The following is a 15,459-nucleotide window of genomic DNA, read 5'->3' on the forward strand; positions in this document are numbered from 1 at the left end:
CCGTAGCGTGCTAATTTGACCGTCCACAAGGGATCGCTGGCGGTCAGCCGGTCCCCTGCGGGCCGAAGAGAAATGCCACCCACGAAGAAAGGCCGGACATCACATGTCGACCTTGGCGGGGGAGCCGCGGTTCCCCTGGCGGCGGCGCGTCATCAGCGATGGCGAGCCGTTTCGGATTCCCGATCCCGACGATTCACCCGATCCGGCGCACGCTCAGCGGCAGGCCGGGCTCCGTGCCGGGCTGGCCCGGTTGAGTGGGCGCAGGCGCGACCGGACCCGCCCCTCGGGCGAACCGGGCCGCTACGCGCGTTACGCCGACAGAAGGGCCGTGGCGGCCGAACCGGTCGACCTGGGCGCCAGACTCGTGGCGCGGATGCGTGAGTGCGGTCACGATTTCTTCATCAGCACCGTGCTGGGCCTGCTCGCCGCGGACGGCTACCAGTCGGCCGAAGGGCACCGGATGACGCTCGACGCCCTCGGCCACACCGTGGTGCAGGGGGTGATCTGGCACGACCCGTACGACACCGATCCGTTGTTCGTGGTGTGCCGCAAGGTCGGGATCGGCCGTCCCGTGGGAGTGCGCGAGGTCGAGGACTTCGCGCGGGAGATGGCCGCGCAGCCGACGACGCGGGGCTGTGTGGTGACGACGGGCCGTTTCACGCCCGAGGCGCGCGACTACGCCGCCGCCGTCGCCGGGCGCGTGACCCTGCGCCTGATCGACCAGGGCGAACTGGGGGAGCTGATGATCCGGCACCGCTTCGGCGTCCGCCGGACCCTCGACGTCGACGACTCGTTCTTCGAGGTCGGTTAGCGGCGGTCGGTCCCGGGGGTGGGTCCGGGACCGACCGGTCAGGTGGAATGCCTTACCAGGCCCAGGCCTCCGGGCCGGGTCCGCCGTTGCCGACCGGCGGGAACATGTCGTCCAGTGTGGACAGCTCGGTCTCGTCGAGGGTGACCTCAAGGGCCTTGAGGGTGTCCTCCAGCTGCGCGGTGGTGCGCGGCCCGACGATCGGCGCGGTCACCGCCGGCTGCGCCAGCAGCCAGGCGAGCGCGACGTGCGAGGGTGCCTTGCCGAGCTGGTCGCAGAACTTCTCCCAGGCCTCCAGCTGGTCGCGGTGGGCCTCCACGTACTCCTTGGAGCGACCGTCACCGCTGCGTTCGGCGGTCCCTTCACGCATCTTGCGGATCGCGTCGGACAGGGCGCCGCCGTGCAGCGGCGACCAGGGGATGATCCCGATGCCGTAGTCCTGCGCGGCGGGCAGGACCTCCAGCTCGACGTGGCGGGTCAGCAGGTTGTAGATGCACTGTTCGGAGACCAGGCCGAGGCTGTGGCGGCGGTTCGCGGCCTCCTGTGCCTGGACCAGGTGCCAGCCGGCGAAGTTGGACGACCCGACGTAGCGGACCTTCCCCTGTGCCACGAGCAGGTCCATCGCCTGCCACAGCTCCTCCCACGGGGTGGAGCGGTCGACGTGGTGCATCTGGTACAGGTCGATGTAGTCGGTCCGCATCCGCTTCAGGGAGTCCTCGCAGGCGCGGATGACATGGCGGGCCGACAGTCCGCGGTCGTTGGGTCCGTCGCCCATGCCGCCGTAGACCTTCGTGGCCAGGACGACGTCGTCGCGCCGGGTGCCGCCTTTCGCGAACCAGGTCCCGAGGATCTTCTCGGTGACGCCCTCGCCGGTCTTCCAGCCGTAGACGTTGGCGGTGTCGAAGAAGTTCAGCCCGAGCTCAAGGGCCCGGTCCATGAGGACGTGGCTGTCCTCCTCGGAGGTCTTCGGGCCGAAGTTCATGGTGCCGAGGCAGAGGCGGGAGACTTTGAGGCCGGTGCGGCCGAGGTGGGTGTAATCCATGCCCCGAGCCTTTCACCGAAGAACGCCGACGTACAGCCCCGCCCCTCCCGCCGCGTCCTCTTCGGCGGTCACCGACAGGCCCGCGGCCTCGAAGGACGCCCGGTACTCGGCGTCGGTGAAGAGGCCCTGGCGGTGGACCTCGTGGATGGTGTGGACCTCCAGGCCCAGCGCGACCACGTGGTACATGTCCATGACCCCGTAGCCGTCCTCGACGCGCTGGACGATGAGCGTGGTCATCGCGTTGCCGCCGTCGCGGGAGGCGAGCGGGATGGTCCGCTCGGGTTCGAAGGTGTCCGGCGTGTGCCAGGGCTCGACGACGAGCACGCCGCCGGGGTTGAGATGCGCGGCCATGCGGGCGATCGCGGTGTCGAGGACCGGGGTGTCGCGCATGTACCCGACGGAGCCGAAGAGGCAGACCACGGCGTCGAAGCGGCGGCCGAGGTCGAAGTCGCGCATGTCGCCGACGGTCACCGGCACACCTTCGGGCACCCGCCCCTCGGCCATGGAGACCATCGCCGGTGACAGGTCGACGCCCGCCGCGTCGACGAACTCCTCGGCGAGCAGTTCCAGGTGCCGCCCCGGTCCGCAGGCGACGTCGAGGACCGAGGCGGCCTTCGGGTTCGCCGCGCGGATCGTGGCGATGAGCCGCGCGTTCTCACCGGCGTAGTCGCGCGAGGCGAAGATCAGGTCGTAGGAGGCGGCGACGGCGTCGCCCGCATAGGGTTCGGTGTCGATGTACATGGATGTCCCATCGGTGGAGGGGCGGTCCCGACACCGTACGTCCACTTAGGACTTTCGCGCGACCCCGACGTACAGCGCCCGCGGCAGGATCCCTTCGACGCGGGCCACGTCGAGGCCGGCCGCGCCGAAGGCCCGCGCGAAGTCGGCGGTCGAGTACAGCGACATCTCGTGCCGGTCGAGGAAGGAGCGCACGCCCGCGTCGTCGGCGACCATGACGTGCATGTTCATCACCCCGACGGCACCGTGGTGCTCCGACACCGACAGCCGGGTCACCGCACGCCGCTCGTCGCGCCAGCCGTCGGCGACGCGGTACCCGTCGAAGAACTCCCCGGGCTGGTGGAAGTTCTCGATCACCAGCACACCACCGGGAGCCAGGTGCGCGGCCATCCGCGCGACGGCCGCGTCGAGACCGGTGGCACCACCGGCGTAACCGATCGACCCGAAGAGGCACACGACGGCGTCGAAACGGCGGCCGAGCGTGAAATCCCGCATGTCGCCCTCGGTGACGGTATGACCCTGGCCGCGCGCGATCGCGGTCATCTGCGGGGACAGTTCGAGCCCCTCGGCGGTGAAGGACGCGCCGAGGTGCCGCAGATGCGAACCCGTCCCGCAGGCCACGTCGAGCAGCGACGCCGCCCGCGGGACGCGCTCGCGGATCAGCCCGGTCAAGGCCGCCGACTCGGCGGCGTAGTCCTTGCCGGAGTACATCAGGTCATAGATGGGTGCGGTGTCCTCGGCGTACATGACCGCACGTTAACCCCGGCCGCGCCGGGGCGCAGCCCGTTTACGGCCGGTGCCGCTAGCGGGTGCTCGACCGCGGCGAGGTGTCGCCGAAGAGCACGTCGTCCCAGGCGGGGAGCCGGTTGCGGGGCTTGCCGCCCACGGTCGCCTCGCCCTCGGGCTCGGTCTCGGTCCGGCGCGGACGCAGGACCGCCAGCGAAGGCACGCTCGGGGTGTCGCGCACGTCGACGGGCTCCGACCCGGGCAGGCCCAGGCCACCCGAAGCGGGCTCGGGACGGCTCGGCGCGCCCATCGGGCGCTCCAGGACCGCCCGCAGCGCGTCCCGCCGCAAGGGGTCGCGCGTCGTGATCGTCTCCCGCCCGGCGGGCCGCGAAGGCGCACCGTGCAAGGGATCCCGCGACGGACGCGAGCTCGGCGCGGTCATCGTCCGGTCCGCCGGACCCGACTGGCCGAGACCCGTCGGGGAAAGCCCGGCCGGGCCCTCCGTGGACAGGAACTGCGCCATCTCGTCGTCCGGGCCGACCGTCTGACGGGCCTTGTCGAGCTCCCACACGGCCTGCGCGGTCGCCTTGCCGCTCGGCCACGTCGCGGTGATCCGCCACGTGCCGTCCTCACGGCGATAGGCGTCCCAGGAGACCTTGTCGGAGTCGACGCCGTGCTGCCCGAGCTTGCCGTCGACGATGTCGGCCAGGCGCGCGCCCCGGTCGGACGTGCGCAACCGCGCCCGCCGCGCGTGCTGCGCGAGCATGGCGCGTTCCTGCAGGACCGGACCGGCATAACGGAGCACCCGCGTCACCGGGACACCGGCGTGGCGGGCGACGTCGTCGGCGGACTCGCCGGCGCGGATCCGGGACTGGATGTCGCGCGGCGACAGGGTCACGGGAGTCGAGGTGATGACCGGCGGCGGCTCGTCGCCTTCGAGGGCGACGCCCTTCTCATGGCGGACGGCCGTGGCGATGCGCTCGTCGAGGGGCAACGTGAGGAGACGGCCGACCTCATCGGCCAGAACGAGGGCCTGCCCGTCCTCGGAGAGGGCGACAAAACGTACCGGCCGCATCGCGCTCCTCCTCGCATCGGATGTCGCTTCAGGTCACATTACGCCCCACCGTACCGGCATACATCCATGCCGCGCCGCCGCGAAAGGAAGAAGATCACCAATTTCTTCTAGACCTTGGTCGTCCGAATCGGACCGTACGGATGTATCCGCCGCCGGCCCGGGAAGGACTTCCCAGGTCATCACGGATGTGCACCACCGTAGTGCCGGAAACGTGATATCGCACGCTCTTTCGGCGACGTAACGTGAACGTGGAGTCAAGGGGGGCGATGCCATGACTTTCGGCGCACGGCTGAGCGGCCACCGGGTCCGCCTCGGTCTCACCCAGGAGCGTCTCGCCGAACGCGCCAGACTGGGCGTGCGGACCATCAGGGACCTCGAACACGGCAGGGTCGCCAGACCACGCCCGAGCTCGATAGCGCTGCTCGCCGACGCGCTCGAACTCGGCGGGCGCGAACGCGGCGAGTTCGTCGCCGCCGGACGCGGCGAACCCGAGGCCCTCGCCGTCGCGCCCGACCTCTTACCCGACACACCGCGCCACTTCACCGGCCGCGACGCCGAACTGCGCGCCTGCGCGGTCCTCGCCCGCTCGGGACCGCTCGTGATCACCGGCCCGGGCGGCGTCGGCAAGACCGCCCTGGCCGCGGGCGTCGCCCGCGCGACCGCGGCCGAATGCCCCGACGGGCGCGTCTACCTCGATCTGCGCGGCACCACCGAACCGCTGTCCCTCGCCGCCGCCCTGCGCTCGCTGCTGGCGGCCCTCGGCGTGACTACACCGTCCGGCGACGTCGGCGAACTGGCCGGCAGATGGCGCGAACTCACCGCCGGGCGCGGCCTGTACGTGCTGCTCGACAACGCCTCCAGCGCCGCACAGGTCCGCCCGCTGCTGCCGTCGAGGGGATGCCTCACGGTCGTCACGGCCCGCCGCCCACTCGGATTCGGTGCCGAACGGCGCCTCGGCCCACTCGCCCCGCACGCCGGTGCCGCGCTCCTGCGAGCCCTGTCGGGACGCGACGAGGACGCGACACGGATCGTGACGGCCTGCGGCGGCTCGCCCCTGTCGATCCGGCTCGCCGCCGCCCGGCTCGCCGACCGGCCACAGTGGACGATGGATGAACTCGCCGCCCGCCTGGAGACCGAGGGCACGGCCCTCGACCTCGCCTACCGGTCCCTCACCGAACCCACCGCGCGGCTCCTGCGACTGCTCACCGTCGCCGAACTCGACCCCGCCCCCTGCTGGCTCGGCGCACAGCTCGCCGGACTGTCCGAAGTGGAGGGCACGGTCCGGCTCGACGAGCTCGCCGAGGCGGGGCTCGTCGACCGCGGCGGGTACGTGGAAGGCATGTGCCTGTACCGGATGCACGACGTCGTCCGCGCCTTCGCGCTGCGCCGGCGGATGGCCACCGACCGGCCCGGTGACGTGCGCGACGCCGTCGAACGCGCGTCGCGAGCCGTCGTCCGGATCGCCGCCGGAGCACCCGACTCCCCGGCCGAGCGCATCGGTCCACTGTGGAGGCGGCTCGGCGGCGAACCCGCCCCCGGCCGACCCGGCTGGTACGAGGCCGCGACGGCCCTGCTGCCCACCGCCGTCCGCCTCGGGCTCGCCGAGGTCGTGTGGCGCCTCGCGGCCGTCACCGCCGCCCGTCCCGGCGACGCCGCCACCGAACACGCCCTCCGGGTCGCCGACGGGCTCATGCCGCGCGCCGTCGCCGCGGTCGCCCGCGCCGCGCACCTCCGCGACGCCGGACGCGGACGCGAGGCCGTCGGCTGGTACGCCCGGTCACGCGTGGCGGCGATGCGGCTGGGGGACCATCCGGCCCGGCTCCACGCCGAACTGGGGATGGTGGAGGCGCTGCTCGCCGAAGGCGAGGTCGAGCACGCCACGGCGGGCCTGAGCCGGGTCCTGGCGGATCCGGCGGTGCGCGTCGACGCGCGGGTGTACGAGGGGGCGCTGCGGGTGGCGGAGGGATTGGGCTAGCCGCCACCGTGCGCGACGAACGAACCGCCCCCGGACACGTCGGCGTCCGGGGGCGGTCGGGTCGAAGCCGTGATCAGTTGTACGTGCTTCCCTGGTCCTGCCCGAAGGTCGTCGGCCGGTTGTCGTGGGTGAACACCGGCGGCACCTCCGGGGCGGGCGCGGTCCAGTCGGCCCAGCTCACACGCTGGCCGTCGGGACGCACCTGCTGGAATCCCGCGAACCACCAGTCACCCGTGTAGTGGTTGGTGCGGAAGACGATGCCCTGCTGGAAGGTGAGTCGCCACGGGATCGTGTAGCCGGGGAACTCCTCGAAGTTGCCCCAGTTGGAGAACACGCCGTTGAGGCCGCAGTACCGTCCGCCGGCACAGCTCGCGCCGACGGCAGCCTTGTCGATGCTGAAGGTGTTGTTCTCCACCACGATGTTCTCGGTCGACCACCGGCAGCGGTACTTGTCGATCGCGTCCGGGATGTCGTTCTCGACGGCGGTCTCGCACTGCGCGTCGTCGTAGAGGTCGGTCTTGATCGTGCAGAACGGCGGATGCGTGTGCGCCTCGGAGGAGCAGTAGCGGTCGGGGTTCTCCCACAGGATCACGCCACCCCAGTTGTCGGTCAGCTCGTTGTCGCTGATGACCATCGGGGAGGTGGGCAGGCCGTACCCGGCCGGGCTTCCGGCCTCCGACACGTAGATCGCGCCGATCGGGAAGGTGTCGCCCCGGTCGGCCTTCTTCTTTCCGGCGACGATGGCGTTGCGGCGCATGGTGTTGAACCGCACGCGCGCGTCGTATCCGGCTTCGATGAACAGGGCCTGGTCGTCGTTGTCCTCGATCAGGTTGTGCTCGATGACGAAGCCGCGGTTGTTGTTGTCGAGCCAGAGCGCGACGCCGCGGTTGTCGTGCAGCCAGTTGTTCGTGACCGTGACGTTCCGGTTGATCCAGAACTTGACGCCGCCGCTGCAACCGCAGCCGGGGACCTGGGTCTCCCAGTCGTCGGTGTTGTTACCGACGATCTCGTTGCGGTCGAGCACGAAGCCGGCGATGTCGTCGGCCTCGGTGTGGCCGCCGCAGCAGGCGTTGATGCCGTACTGGCCGTTGTCCTTGATGCAGTTGTCGCGGTAGACGTTGTCGCGCCCGGCCATCAGCCCTGCGCCCTTGTTGTCGATGATCGTGTTGTTCCGGACGGTCCAGCCGCGCGCGGCGTCCTTGTTGACCACGCCCTGGTCCTGATCGGCGACGAAGTTCTGGATCGTCAGGTGCGCGATGGTGACGCCCGTGGCGCCCTGCGTGAACGCGGCCCGGTTGATGCCCTGACCGTCGAAGATCGCGCCCGGTGCCCCGATGAAGGTCGTGTTCTTGCCCGGTTCGATCTGCCCGTACTGGTCGGCGTCCATGGTGTGGACGCCGGGGGCGAACCAGAAGGTCCCGCCTTCGGCGCGGAAGTCGAAGAACAGGTCGTTGTTGTTCTCGGCCGCGACGATCGTCGCGCCGTCGGGCGGTGTGGCGGGGCCGTCGAGGACGGCCGCGTTGCCGCAGATCGGCGCGGGCGGGGCCTCGACCGCCGCCGGCGCGGGGGTCTCGGAGGGCCCGGCGGCGGCCGGTGTCGCCGCCAGGCCTCCGGCGGCCAGGGCGACACCGGCGAGTGCGGCCAGGCCGCGCCGCAGGAGTGGGCTCCTGCGGTGGGAAGCGTTGGTGCGGAGGGGATTGAGGTGGGCTGTCCTCAGTGGACGATAGATCATGGTGCGCACCCTATCGACCAAAGATCGGATGCGGAAATCCCCTTTGGCGGGTTCGGCCCGAGGCGTCAGTCCTCGGTCTCCTCCTCGCCCTTCGCCTGGGGCGCCGCGTTCTCCGTCTCGTCCTCCTCGACGATCAGGGCGGTCAGGAACCGTCCGATCCGGTCCACCTCGGCGGCCGTGAGGTCGGCGGGGAGCGTGAAGTTCAGCCGCATCCCGGGACGCAGCTGCAAGGGGTAGTCGATCATCGACTTCTCCTCCCGTGCCTTCTTCAGCGGCTCACCGGTCGCCCACTCGCGCGACTCCTTGACCATCCGGCGCAGGCGCCCGGCGTAGGCCTCGGCGGTGGTGGGCTTGAGGTCGAGGGATTCCAGCTGTTCGCGGATCCGGTCGATGTCGAGGTCGTTGAGCGCGGTGTCGATGGTGACGTCGGTGGCCTCCAGGACGCGCTTGAGCGTCGAGCGCGCCAGGTCGATGGAGGTCTTCTTGAGGTGGCCGGCGCGGGCGACGGCGTCGAGGTAGGCGAAGAGGTCCTCGTATCGGGGGGAGCTGCTCATGGCTCGACGATATCTGTTCTGGATAAATCCAGCAACTATCCGGATAGAAAAAGATAGGCGCCGACGGTGGTGTCGGCGCCCATCGGCTAGTCGAAGAGCCGTTCGGCGCGGCTCAGGGCGTGGCGGGCGACCTTCCGGCCGAGGATGATCCCGGCCTCGTCGGCGGTCCTGGTGTGGATCCCCGACCAGACGCGAGCGTCGACGTTCTCGCGCGACGGGGTCGACCAGTCGGTGTAGGTGCGGGTGACACCCGGCGCGCTGGGGCTGCCGATCGTATAAGGCCGCGCGGGGCCCGCCAGTTCGGCGAGCACCGCCTCGGCGGCGCCGGAGTAGGTGTTGTGGCCCGAGACGTAGTCGGGGTGCGAGGGCGTGACGTGGTACGGCGTCCACTGTGGATCGTGCAGCGCCCGGATCGCCGTGACCGGCCGCCACGAGCGGTGGTGGTACTTGGCGTCGGAGGTCGCGATCTGCGTGTCGACGAGGGCGACGTGGAACAGCGCGACCAGCCGCGCGCGCCGGTACGCCGACCGCCGGGACTGGAGTAGCGCGGCCCGCAGGATCCCGTTGTACAGCACCAGGGAGGAGCCGTACCAGAACTGCGCGGTGTCGGTCTGGGCCTGGGTTCGCACCGTGCTGTCCAGCGCGCCGAAGGCACGGACCTCGGCGAGGTCGCGGGCATCGCGGGCGGAGTCGAGCGCGGGCGGCGGTGGTGGGCGGAAGCGGTCGGCGCGGCCGAGCAGGAACGGCCTGGCGTGACGGGTTCCGGACTGCTGTCCAGGACCGAAGGCCGGTGGCGTCGGCTGCCATCGTCCCGGTGTCGGCGGGTCGGGGGTGTAGGGCGCGTTGACCGACGCGGGGTCGAGACCGTCACCGGCCCGGCCGGTGAGGAGCGACCGGGCTTCGGCACGGCCCGCCGCCGTTCCGCGTCGTTTCGGGGAGCCGTCGGGAACGCGGGCCAGCGACGCCTCCAGCGCGGCATCGAGATCCGTCGCGCGGGACGGGATCTGGTCGCGCAGCACGGCGTGGACGGCGGAGACCAGCGCGGCGCTCTGCCGGTCGGGGTGCGAGTCGCCGTGCAGCGCGCGGGCGGCCGAAAGCCAGGCCAGGGCCCAGATCCGGCTGCCGCTGACCTGCGCGGACGGTCCGGACGTGGTGACCGCGTCGGCGGTCAGGTCGTACCACTCGGCGACCGGGTCGATCGTGTCGGCGTGGGCGGGGGTGGGCAGCGCGAGCGCCGCCGGGGTCAGGGCGGCGGCGACGATGAGTCGCCTGCGGGACGTCTTGTGCACGGTTCTCCTCAGGTGTGGAGCGGGTCAGGCCGCGACGGCCTTGGCGTAGCGGTTGGCCGGGCGGGCCAGGCCGTAGTGCTCGCGGAGGGTCGTGCCCTCGTAGTCGTGTCTGAACAGGCCGCGCTCCCGCAGGATCGGCACGACCTTGTCCACAAAGGACGTCAAGCCGGACGGGAGCACGGCGGGCATGATGTTGAAGCCGTCGGCGGCCCCGGCGGCCGACCACTCCTCGATCGCGTCGGCGACCTGGACGGGCGTACCGGTGAAGGTCCGGTGCCCGCGCCCGCCACCGAGCCTGCCGATCAGCTGCCGCACGGTGAGGCGCTCACGCCGGGCGAGTTCCACGATGAGCGTGTAGCGGCTCTTGGCGCCCTCGATCTCGTCCTCCGAGGGGAGATCGGCGGGCAGTTCGGCGTCCAGCGGCAGGTCCCCGGGTGCCACCCGCAGCGTCTTGGCGAGCTGGTCACGGGCGTACTCGGGAACGATGAGCCGGTCCAGTTCGGCCTCCAGGGCGGCGGCCTCGGCCTCGGTGTCGCCGAGGACGGGCACGATCCCGGGCAGGATCCTGACGCTGTCGGGGTCGCGGCCGAGCCGGGCCGCGCGCAGCTTCACGTCGGCGTAGAACGCGCGGGCGTCGTCGAGCGTCTGCTGCGCGGTGAACACGGCCTCGGCGTGCCGGGCGGCGAAGTCCCGGCCGTCCTCCGACGAACCCGCCTGCACCAGAACCGGGTACCCCTGCGGGGAACGCGGCACGTTCAGCGGCCCCGCCACCCGGAAATGCGGTCCACGGTGGTCGATCGGCCGCACCCGGTCGTTGTCGCCCCAGACGCCGCTCGCCTTGTCGCCGAGGGCCGCGTCGTCGTCCCAGCTGTCCCACAGCTTGCGCGACACCTCCAGGAACTCGTCGGCCCGCTCGTAACGCGCCCGGTGCGCCGGCAGCTCGTCCAGGTTGAAGTTCCGCGCGGCCTCGATCCCCGCCGTCGTCACGATGTTCCAGCCCGCCCGGCCGCCCGACACGTGATCGACCGACGCGAAGCGCCGCGCCAGGTTGTACGGCTCGTTGTACGTCGTCGACGCCGTCGCGATCAGCCCGATACGGGTCGTCACCGCCGCGATTGCCGTCAGGACCACCGTCGGCTCAAGGGATCCCGACGGCCGCCGCCCGATGTCGCCCCACAACTGCGGCGAATCGGCGAAGAACACCGAGTCGAGCTTCCCGCGCTCGGCGATCCGCGCCAGCTCCTGGTAGTGCCGCACATCGGTCGTCGCGTACGGATCGCTCTCCGGCAGCCGCCACGAGGCCTCGTGATGGCCCGTGCTCATCAGGAAGGCGTTGAGATGCAGGTGTTTCCGGCTCATGTTCCATCCTTGTCGTCATCGGCGCCCACCCCGAGCGCCGCCAGCAGCCGCGCCCGGATCCGCGCGAAGTCCCGATCACCCGGACCGCGCTCGCCGTCGAGGTCGACGGCCTGCTCGGCGGCGATATGTCCTTTGTGGAGGATCAGGACGCGGTCGGCGAGCGCGATCGCCTCGTCCACGTCGTGGGTCACCAGCAGCACGGCGGGGCGGTGCCGCCGGTAGAGCTCGCGCAGGAGGCCGTGCATGCGCCTGCGGGTCAGGGCGTCCAGCGCCCCGAAAGGCTCGTCGGCGAGGAGTAGTTCGGGTTCGCGGACCAGCGAACGGGCGAGTGCGACCCGCTGTTGCTCGCCGCCGGAGAGTTCGTTGGGCCAGGCGCGTTCGCGTCCGGCGAGGCCGACTTCGGCGAGGGCGGCGAGTCCGCGGCGGCGGGCGTCGGGTGCCTTCAGGCCGAGCAGGACGTTGTCGAGGATCCGTTGCCAGGGCAGGAGACGGGAGTCCTGGAAGACGACCGAGACCTTGCCGGGCACGTTGATCTCCCCGGTGCCGTGGACGTCGTAGTCGAGTCCCGCCAGGGCCCGCAGCAGGGTCGACTTCCCCGAGCCGCTGCGCCCGAGCAGCGCGACGAACTCTCCTTTGTGGAGGGTCAGGTTGAGGCCGTCGAGGACCCGGTGTTCGCCGAAGGACCGGTCGAGGTCGCGGATCCGGACGGCGGGGGCGTCGACGGTCAGCCCGCCAGGGTGCGTCGCCATGACAGCGCCCTCCTTTGCACGAGGCGGACGGCGCCGTCGGAGAGCAGGCCCAGCACGCCGTAGAGGACGAGACCGACGACGATGACGTCGGTCTGGCCGTAGGTGCGGGCGAGTTCCATCATGTAGCCGATGCCGCTGGTGGAGTTGATCTGTTCGACGACGACCAGCGACAGCCACGCCGAGGTGACCGCGAAGCGCAGTCCCAGCAGGAATCCGGGCAGGGCGCCGGGCAGGATCACGCGGCGGATGAAGGCCGCGTGGCCCAGGTCGACGGTCTCGGCGAGTTCGGCGTAGCGGCTGTCGATGCCGCGCAGGCCGTTGTGGGTGTGGATGTAGACGGGGATGAGGACGCCGAGGACGATCGTGGTGATCTTCATGCCCTCGCCGATGCCGAGCCAGAGGATCAGCAGCGGGAGGAGCGCGAGGGAGGGGACCGCGCGTTTGATCTGGATGGGGCCGTCGAGGACGGCTTCGCCCCAGCGGCTAAGCCCGGACACGAGGGCCAGGACGGTGCCGATGGCGACGCCGAGGACGAGTCCGTAGGCGAAGCGCTCGGCCGAGGTGGCGAGGTTGTCCTGGAGGCGCCCGTTGGCGATGAGGTCGCCGACGGTGGTGACGACGGTCCACGGCGCCGACAGGACGCGCGGGTCGAGGACGCCGGTGGCCGAGCCCGCGGCCCAGGCCGCGAGGAGCAGGAAGGGGCCGAGCAGGGCGCCGCCGGGGATGCGCCGGCCGGGACCGAGGCGGGGACGGCGGGGTTTGAAAGCCTTGCGGTCCGTACGGGCGGCGAGGCGGCTGGGGGAGGGGGCGCCGGGTACCCGGTCGCGGGGTGCCGCGCGGGTTGTCCACAAGCGGAGGGTTGTCCACAGGGAACGGTTCTCGCGTTCGCCGGCCGTGCCTGGGCTCGCGCTACGGTCGGCCGTGGAGGGAGGAACGGGCGGCCCCAGAGCCGTGGCCGTGCCCTGGACCACCCCCACCCCGGGGGAGGCCCCCGCGTCCTGGTGCACCGGATCCTCGGTGACCACCGGCCCCGAGACCGTCGGCGCGCCCACCGCGCGCGTCACGTTGGCCGTCATCCCCGCTCACCGCTTCCGTACGCCTCGGCCCCGATCGCCTCATAGCGGCGGTCGTAGAGGTCCTCGGCCCTGATCACCGGATTCCCCGTCTCGGCCGCGAGCAGGTCGATGGTCTCCTGGTGCCGCGCGATGACGTCTGTCCAGTCGGCCGGGACATCGGGCTCCCCGGCCGAGTCGACGAGGTACTGACCGTCCTCTTTGGACAGGCCCTGGTCGGCGACGTAGTACCCGTCGATCCACTCCTGCGGGTGCTCGTACACCCACTTCGTCGCCCGCCCCCACGCCGCGACGTACTCGGCGATCGCGGCCGCCTTGGCCGCGTCCTCAAGGGTTTCGGTGCGCACGTACAGGTGACTCGGATCGTCACGCAGGCCGTGCGCGATCGTCGTGGCGCCGTCGGGACCGTACTTCGCCAGGTAGCGCGAGATGTTCACCCCACCGAGAGGCGCGACGTCGACCTGATGCCCGGCGAGCGCGCTCGGGTAGACGTCGCCCGTGCTCGGCAGTTCGACGAGCTCGACGTCCTCTTTGGACAGCCCGGCCTTCTGCAGGACACGCAGGATCAGCGCGCCCTGCGCCTGCCCCGGGCTGTAGGCGATCTTCTTGCCGCGCAGGTCGGCGAGACCCGCGACGGTCACGCCCGGCGCGATCCCCAGCTGGTACAGGGGATGCGCGATCGGGTCCACCCGGAACTTCGAGGCCACGATCTTCACCGGCAGACCCGTCCACGTCGCGTGGATCGCCGGGATCTCGGCGACGGCGCCGACGTCGAGCGCGTCGGCCCGGAACGCCTCCGTCGTCTGCGGGCCGCCGCTGATGTTGGCCCACTCGACCTCGAAGGAGAACTTGTCGAGCTCGCCCGACAGCTGGAGCGCGACCTTGGTGGAGGGGTCGCCGACGATCAGTTTCGTGCCTTCGGGGACCGCGCCCGGCAGCGGCGCGTCGAGCGCGAGCACCGGGCCTTCCGGGTCGGCGCCGGCGCAGCCGGTCAGCGCCGCCAGCGCGGTGAGCAGGAGGGCGAGCGGAGCGGCGAAGGGTATTCGGCGCGCGGATGGCGTTGACATGGTGGCCTTTCGAGGTCAGGTGAGGGACGCGTAGGAGCCGCCGTGATAGATCAGCGGCGAGTGGGGTCTGGCGACGTCGGCGGCGGTGAGCCGCACGACGACGATGTGGTGATCGCCCGCCGGGTAGCGGTGCTCGACGAGGCCGCGCAGCCGGATCGGCGCCTCGTCGAGGGCGGGTTCGCCGGTGTCGAGTCGCGACCAGCGCGTCGGTGCGGCGAAGCGGTCGATGCCGCTGGTCGCGAAGCGCCGCGCCAGCTCGTGCTGCCCGGAGTCGAGCAGGTGGACGACGAGGCTGCGGGCGACCGCGACCGCGGGCCACGACGAGGCCACCGTGGACAGTGCGAAGGACACCAGCGGCGGGGTCAGGGAGACGCTCGTCAGCGAGGTCGCGGTGAAGCCGACGGGCCCGTGCCCGTCGTCGGCGGTGATGATCGCGACGGCGGCGGCGTGCGTCCGGAACACCGAGCGGAAGGTCGCCGCGTCGAGTTCGGGCCGCGTCGCGACGGTCATGCCGTCACCCCCGCGCCGACGTCGGTGAGCGCGCGGACGGCCGCCCCGTGCTGCGCCGCCCACGCCCGCGTCAGCGCGGTGAGGTTCGGCAGTTCCTTCTCGGTGAGCGCCAGCGCGGGGACCGGCAGACTCGCGCCGAGCTCGGCGAGGACCGGGCGGAGCTGGAGGTCGGCGAGCGCCGCGTGCGTCGGTGCCGCGGCGATCGTGACGGGCACGGCGACGACGCCGTCGAGCGCGCCGGGCGCGAGCTGGTCGAGGAAGAGTTTGAGCAGGCCGGTGTAGGCGGCCTTGTAGACGGGTGTGGCGATGACCAGGACACGCGCGCCGGTCGTGTCCCGGATCGCCTGCGCCACCGCGGATGTGGGTGCGGGATCGGCGGTGCCGACGGCGGCGGGGCCGATCGTGGCGAGGTCGATGGTCGTCGACTCCGACTCGGGCAGATGGGCGGCGAGGTCGACGGCGAGCTGCTCGGCGGCCAGGCGCGTTCGGGAGGCCGCTCGCGGATTGCCGACGAGCACGGCGATGGGACGTGGAGGCATGGAGGGTCCTTCGATGGGTGCGCGGATCCGCGACGGCGCGGAGACAGGAGAAGAGCGAACGGCGTGCCGACGCCGGCCGGGCGGACGGGCCACGCTCGGGCCGTCGGCGGTAGGTCGGTGGGGAGGGCGGGCCGGGCTACGGGCGGTCGCGTCGTCGCCGGATGGCGGCGCGCTTGCCCGGGTCCGTCAGGGCGGTTCTAACGACAGCAACAGCACGCGCGAA

General features: G+C 71.7%; 15 protein-coding genes. 2 read left to right on the forward strand and 13 right to left on the reverse strand.

Annotated elements, in window-relative coordinates:
• The first annotated feature begins 103 nt into the window (after positions 1-103).
• Positions 104-811 carry a restriction endonuclease gene (locus tag HNR73_RS23875; RefSeq protein ID WP_184789841.1) on the forward strand — a complete coding sequence of 236 codons (708 nt, stop codon included), beginning with the start codon at positions 104-106 and terminating at the stop codon, positions 809-811.
• A 52-nt stretch (positions 812-863) separates the two neighbouring features.
• Here HNR73_RS23875 and HNR73_RS23880 read toward each other — a convergent pair whose 3' ends face one another.
• Genes HNR73_RS23880 through sepH form a run of 4 tightly spaced genes read right to left on the reverse strand, consistent with a single transcriptional unit; the run spans position 864 to position 4,389 of the window.
• A complete protein-coding gene (locus HNR73_RS23880) occupies positions 864-1,850 on the reverse strand; it encodes an aldo/keto reductase (RefSeq protein ID WP_184789842.1) in 987 nt (328 codons plus the stop codon).
• 12 nt (positions 1,851-1,862) lie between these two features.
• Positions 1,863-2,591, reverse strand: a complete 729-nt coding sequence (locus HNR73_RS23885) for a class I SAM-dependent methyltransferase (protein ID WP_184789843.1) — start codon at positions 2,589-2,591, stop codon at positions 1,863-1,865.
• Between the two features lie 45 nt (positions 2,592-2,636).
• On the reverse strand, positions 2,637-3,335 hold the full coding sequence (locus tag HNR73_RS23890) for a class I SAM-dependent methyltransferase (RefSeq protein WP_184789844.1): 699 nt from the start codon (positions 3,333-3,335) through the stop codon (positions 2,637-2,639).
• Positions 3,336-3,390: 55 nt separating this feature from the next.
• A complete protein-coding gene (gene sepH, locus HNR73_RS23895; protein WP_184789845.1) occupies positions 3,391-4,389 on the reverse strand; it encodes a septation protein SepH in 999 nt (332 codons plus the stop codon).
• A 271-nt stretch (positions 4,390-4,660) separates the two neighbouring features.
• On the opposite strand from sepH, the gene HNR73_RS23900 reads away from it, so the two are divergent.
• Positions 4,661-6,364 carry a helix-turn-helix domain-containing protein gene (locus HNR73_RS23900; RefSeq protein ID WP_184789846.1) on the forward strand — a complete coding sequence of 568 codons (1,704 nt, stop codon included), beginning with the start codon at positions 4,661-4,663 and terminating at the stop codon, positions 6,362-6,364.
• A 73-nt stretch (positions 6,365-6,437) separates the two neighbouring features.
• On the opposite strand, the gene HNR73_RS23905 is transcribed toward HNR73_RS23900, so the two are convergent.
• The 9 genes from HNR73_RS23905 to HNR73_RS23945 all read right to left on the reverse strand — a co-directional run bounded on the left by HNR73_RS23905 (position 6,438) and on the right by HNR73_RS23945 (position 15,236).
• Complete coding sequence (locus HNR73_RS23905) at positions 6,438-8,096, reverse strand: right-handed parallel beta-helix repeat-containing protein (protein ID WP_184789847.1); 1,659 nt, start codon at positions 8,094-8,096, stop codon at positions 6,438-6,440.
• A 65-nt stretch (positions 8,097-8,161) separates the two neighbouring features.
• The gene (locus HNR73_RS23910) at positions 8,162-8,650 is read right to left on the reverse strand and encodes a site-specific integrase (RefSeq protein WP_184789848.1); all 489 of its coding nucleotides are present in this window, start codon (positions 8,648-8,650) and stop codon (positions 8,162-8,164) included.
• 86 nt (positions 8,651-8,736) lie between these two features.
• On the reverse strand, positions 8,737-9,939 hold the full coding sequence (locus tag HNR73_RS23915; RefSeq protein ID WP_184789849.1) for a vanadium-dependent haloperoxidase: 1,203 nt from the start codon (positions 9,937-9,939) through the stop codon (positions 8,737-8,739).
• A gap of 24 nt (positions 9,940-9,963) precedes the next feature.
• Complete coding sequence (locus tag HNR73_RS23920; protein ID WP_184789850.1) at positions 9,964-11,298, reverse strand: LLM class flavin-dependent oxidoreductase; 1,335 nt, start codon at positions 11,296-11,298, stop codon at positions 9,964-9,966.
• Complete coding sequence (locus tag HNR73_RS23925) at positions 11,295-12,047, reverse strand: ABC transporter ATP-binding protein (protein ID WP_184789851.1); 753 nt, start codon at positions 12,045-12,047, stop codon at positions 11,295-11,297. The genes HNR73_RS23920 and HNR73_RS23925 overlap by 4 nt, the downstream gene beginning before the upstream one ends.
• Positions 12,023-13,123, reverse strand: coding sequence for an ABC transporter permease (locus HNR73_RS23930; protein ID WP_203686720.1), 1,101 nt, complete (start codon positions 13,121-13,123; stop codon positions 12,023-12,025). Before HNR73_RS23930 ends, HNR73_RS23925 begins: the two co-directional genes overlap by 25 nt.
• A complete protein-coding gene (locus HNR73_RS23935; protein ID WP_184789852.1) occupies positions 13,120-14,187 on the reverse strand; it encodes an ABC transporter substrate-binding protein in 1,068 nt (355 codons plus the stop codon). The genes HNR73_RS23930 and HNR73_RS23935 overlap by 4 nt, the downstream gene beginning before the upstream one ends.
• Positions 14,188-14,202: 15 nt before the next feature.
• Complete coding sequence (locus HNR73_RS23940) at positions 14,203-14,697, reverse strand: flavin reductase family protein (RefSeq protein ID WP_184789853.1); 495 nt, start codon at positions 14,695-14,697, stop codon at positions 14,203-14,205.
• The gene (locus HNR73_RS23945; protein ID WP_184789854.1) at positions 14,694-15,236 is read right to left on the reverse strand and encodes an NADPH-dependent FMN reductase; all 543 of its coding nucleotides are present in this window, start codon (positions 15,234-15,236) and stop codon (positions 14,694-14,696) included. Before HNR73_RS23945 ends, HNR73_RS23940 begins: the two co-directional genes overlap by 4 nt.
• Positions 15,237-15,459: the final 223 nt, after the last annotated feature.

The sequence above is a fragment of the Phytomonospora endophytica genome, assembly GCF_014202425.1.
GTDB lineage: Bacteria > Actinomycetota > Actinomycetes > Mycobacteriales > Micromonosporaceae > Phytomonospora > Phytomonospora endophytica.

Coding starts and splice junctions, on each gene's coding strand:
- HNR73_RS23935 (WP_184789852.1), bottom strand. CDS start 14,187: ATGTCAACGCCATCCGCGCGCCGAATACCCTTCGCCGCTCCGCTCGCC.
- HNR73_RS23900 (WP_184789846.1), top strand. CDS start 4,661: ATGACTTTCGGCGCACGGCTGAGCGGCCACCGGGTCCGCCTCGGTCTC.
- HNR73_RS23920 (WP_184789850.1), bottom strand. CDS start 11,298: ATGAGCCGGAAACACCTGCATCTCAACGCCTTCCTGATGAGCACGGGC.
- HNR73_RS23875 (WP_184789841.1), top strand. CDS start 104: ATGTCGACCTTGGCGGGGGAGCCGCGGTTCCCCTGGCGGCGGCGCGTC.
- HNR73_RS23945 (WP_184789854.1), bottom strand. CDS start 15,236: ATGCCTCCACGTCCCATCGCCGTGCTCGTCGGCAATCCGCGAGCGGCC.
- HNR73_RS23925 (WP_184789851.1), bottom strand. CDS start 12,047: ATGGCGACGCACCCTGGCGGGCTGACCGTCGACGCCCCCGCCGTCCGG.
- HNR73_RS23910 (WP_184789848.1), bottom strand. CDS start 8,650: ATGAGCAGCTCCCCCCGATACGAGGACCTCTTCGCCTACCTCGACGCC.
- HNR73_RS23885 (WP_184789843.1), bottom strand. CDS start 2,591: ATGTACATCGACACCGAACCCTATGCGGGCGACGCCGTCGCCGCCTCC.
- HNR73_RS23905 (WP_184789847.1), bottom strand. CDS start 8,096: ATGATCTATCGTCCACTGAGGACAGCCCACCTCAATCCCCTCCGCACC.
- HNR73_RS23930 (WP_203686720.1), bottom strand. CDS start 13,123: ATGACGGCCAACGTGACGCGCGCGGTGGGCGCGCCGACGGTCTCGGGG.
- HNR73_RS23890 (WP_184789844.1), bottom strand. CDS start 3,335: ATGTACGCCGAGGACACCGCACCCATCTATGACCTGATGTACTCCGGC.
- HNR73_RS23940 (WP_184789853.1), bottom strand. CDS start 14,697: ATGACCGTCGCGACGCGGCCCGAACTCGACGCGGCGACCTTCCGCTCG.
- sepH (WP_184789845.1), bottom strand. CDS start 4,389: ATGCGGCCGGTACGTTTTGTCGCCCTCTCCGAGGACGGGCAGGCCCTC.
- HNR73_RS23880 (WP_184789842.1), bottom strand. CDS start 1,850: ATGGATTACACCCACCTCGGCCGCACCGGCCTCAAAGTCTCCCGCCTC.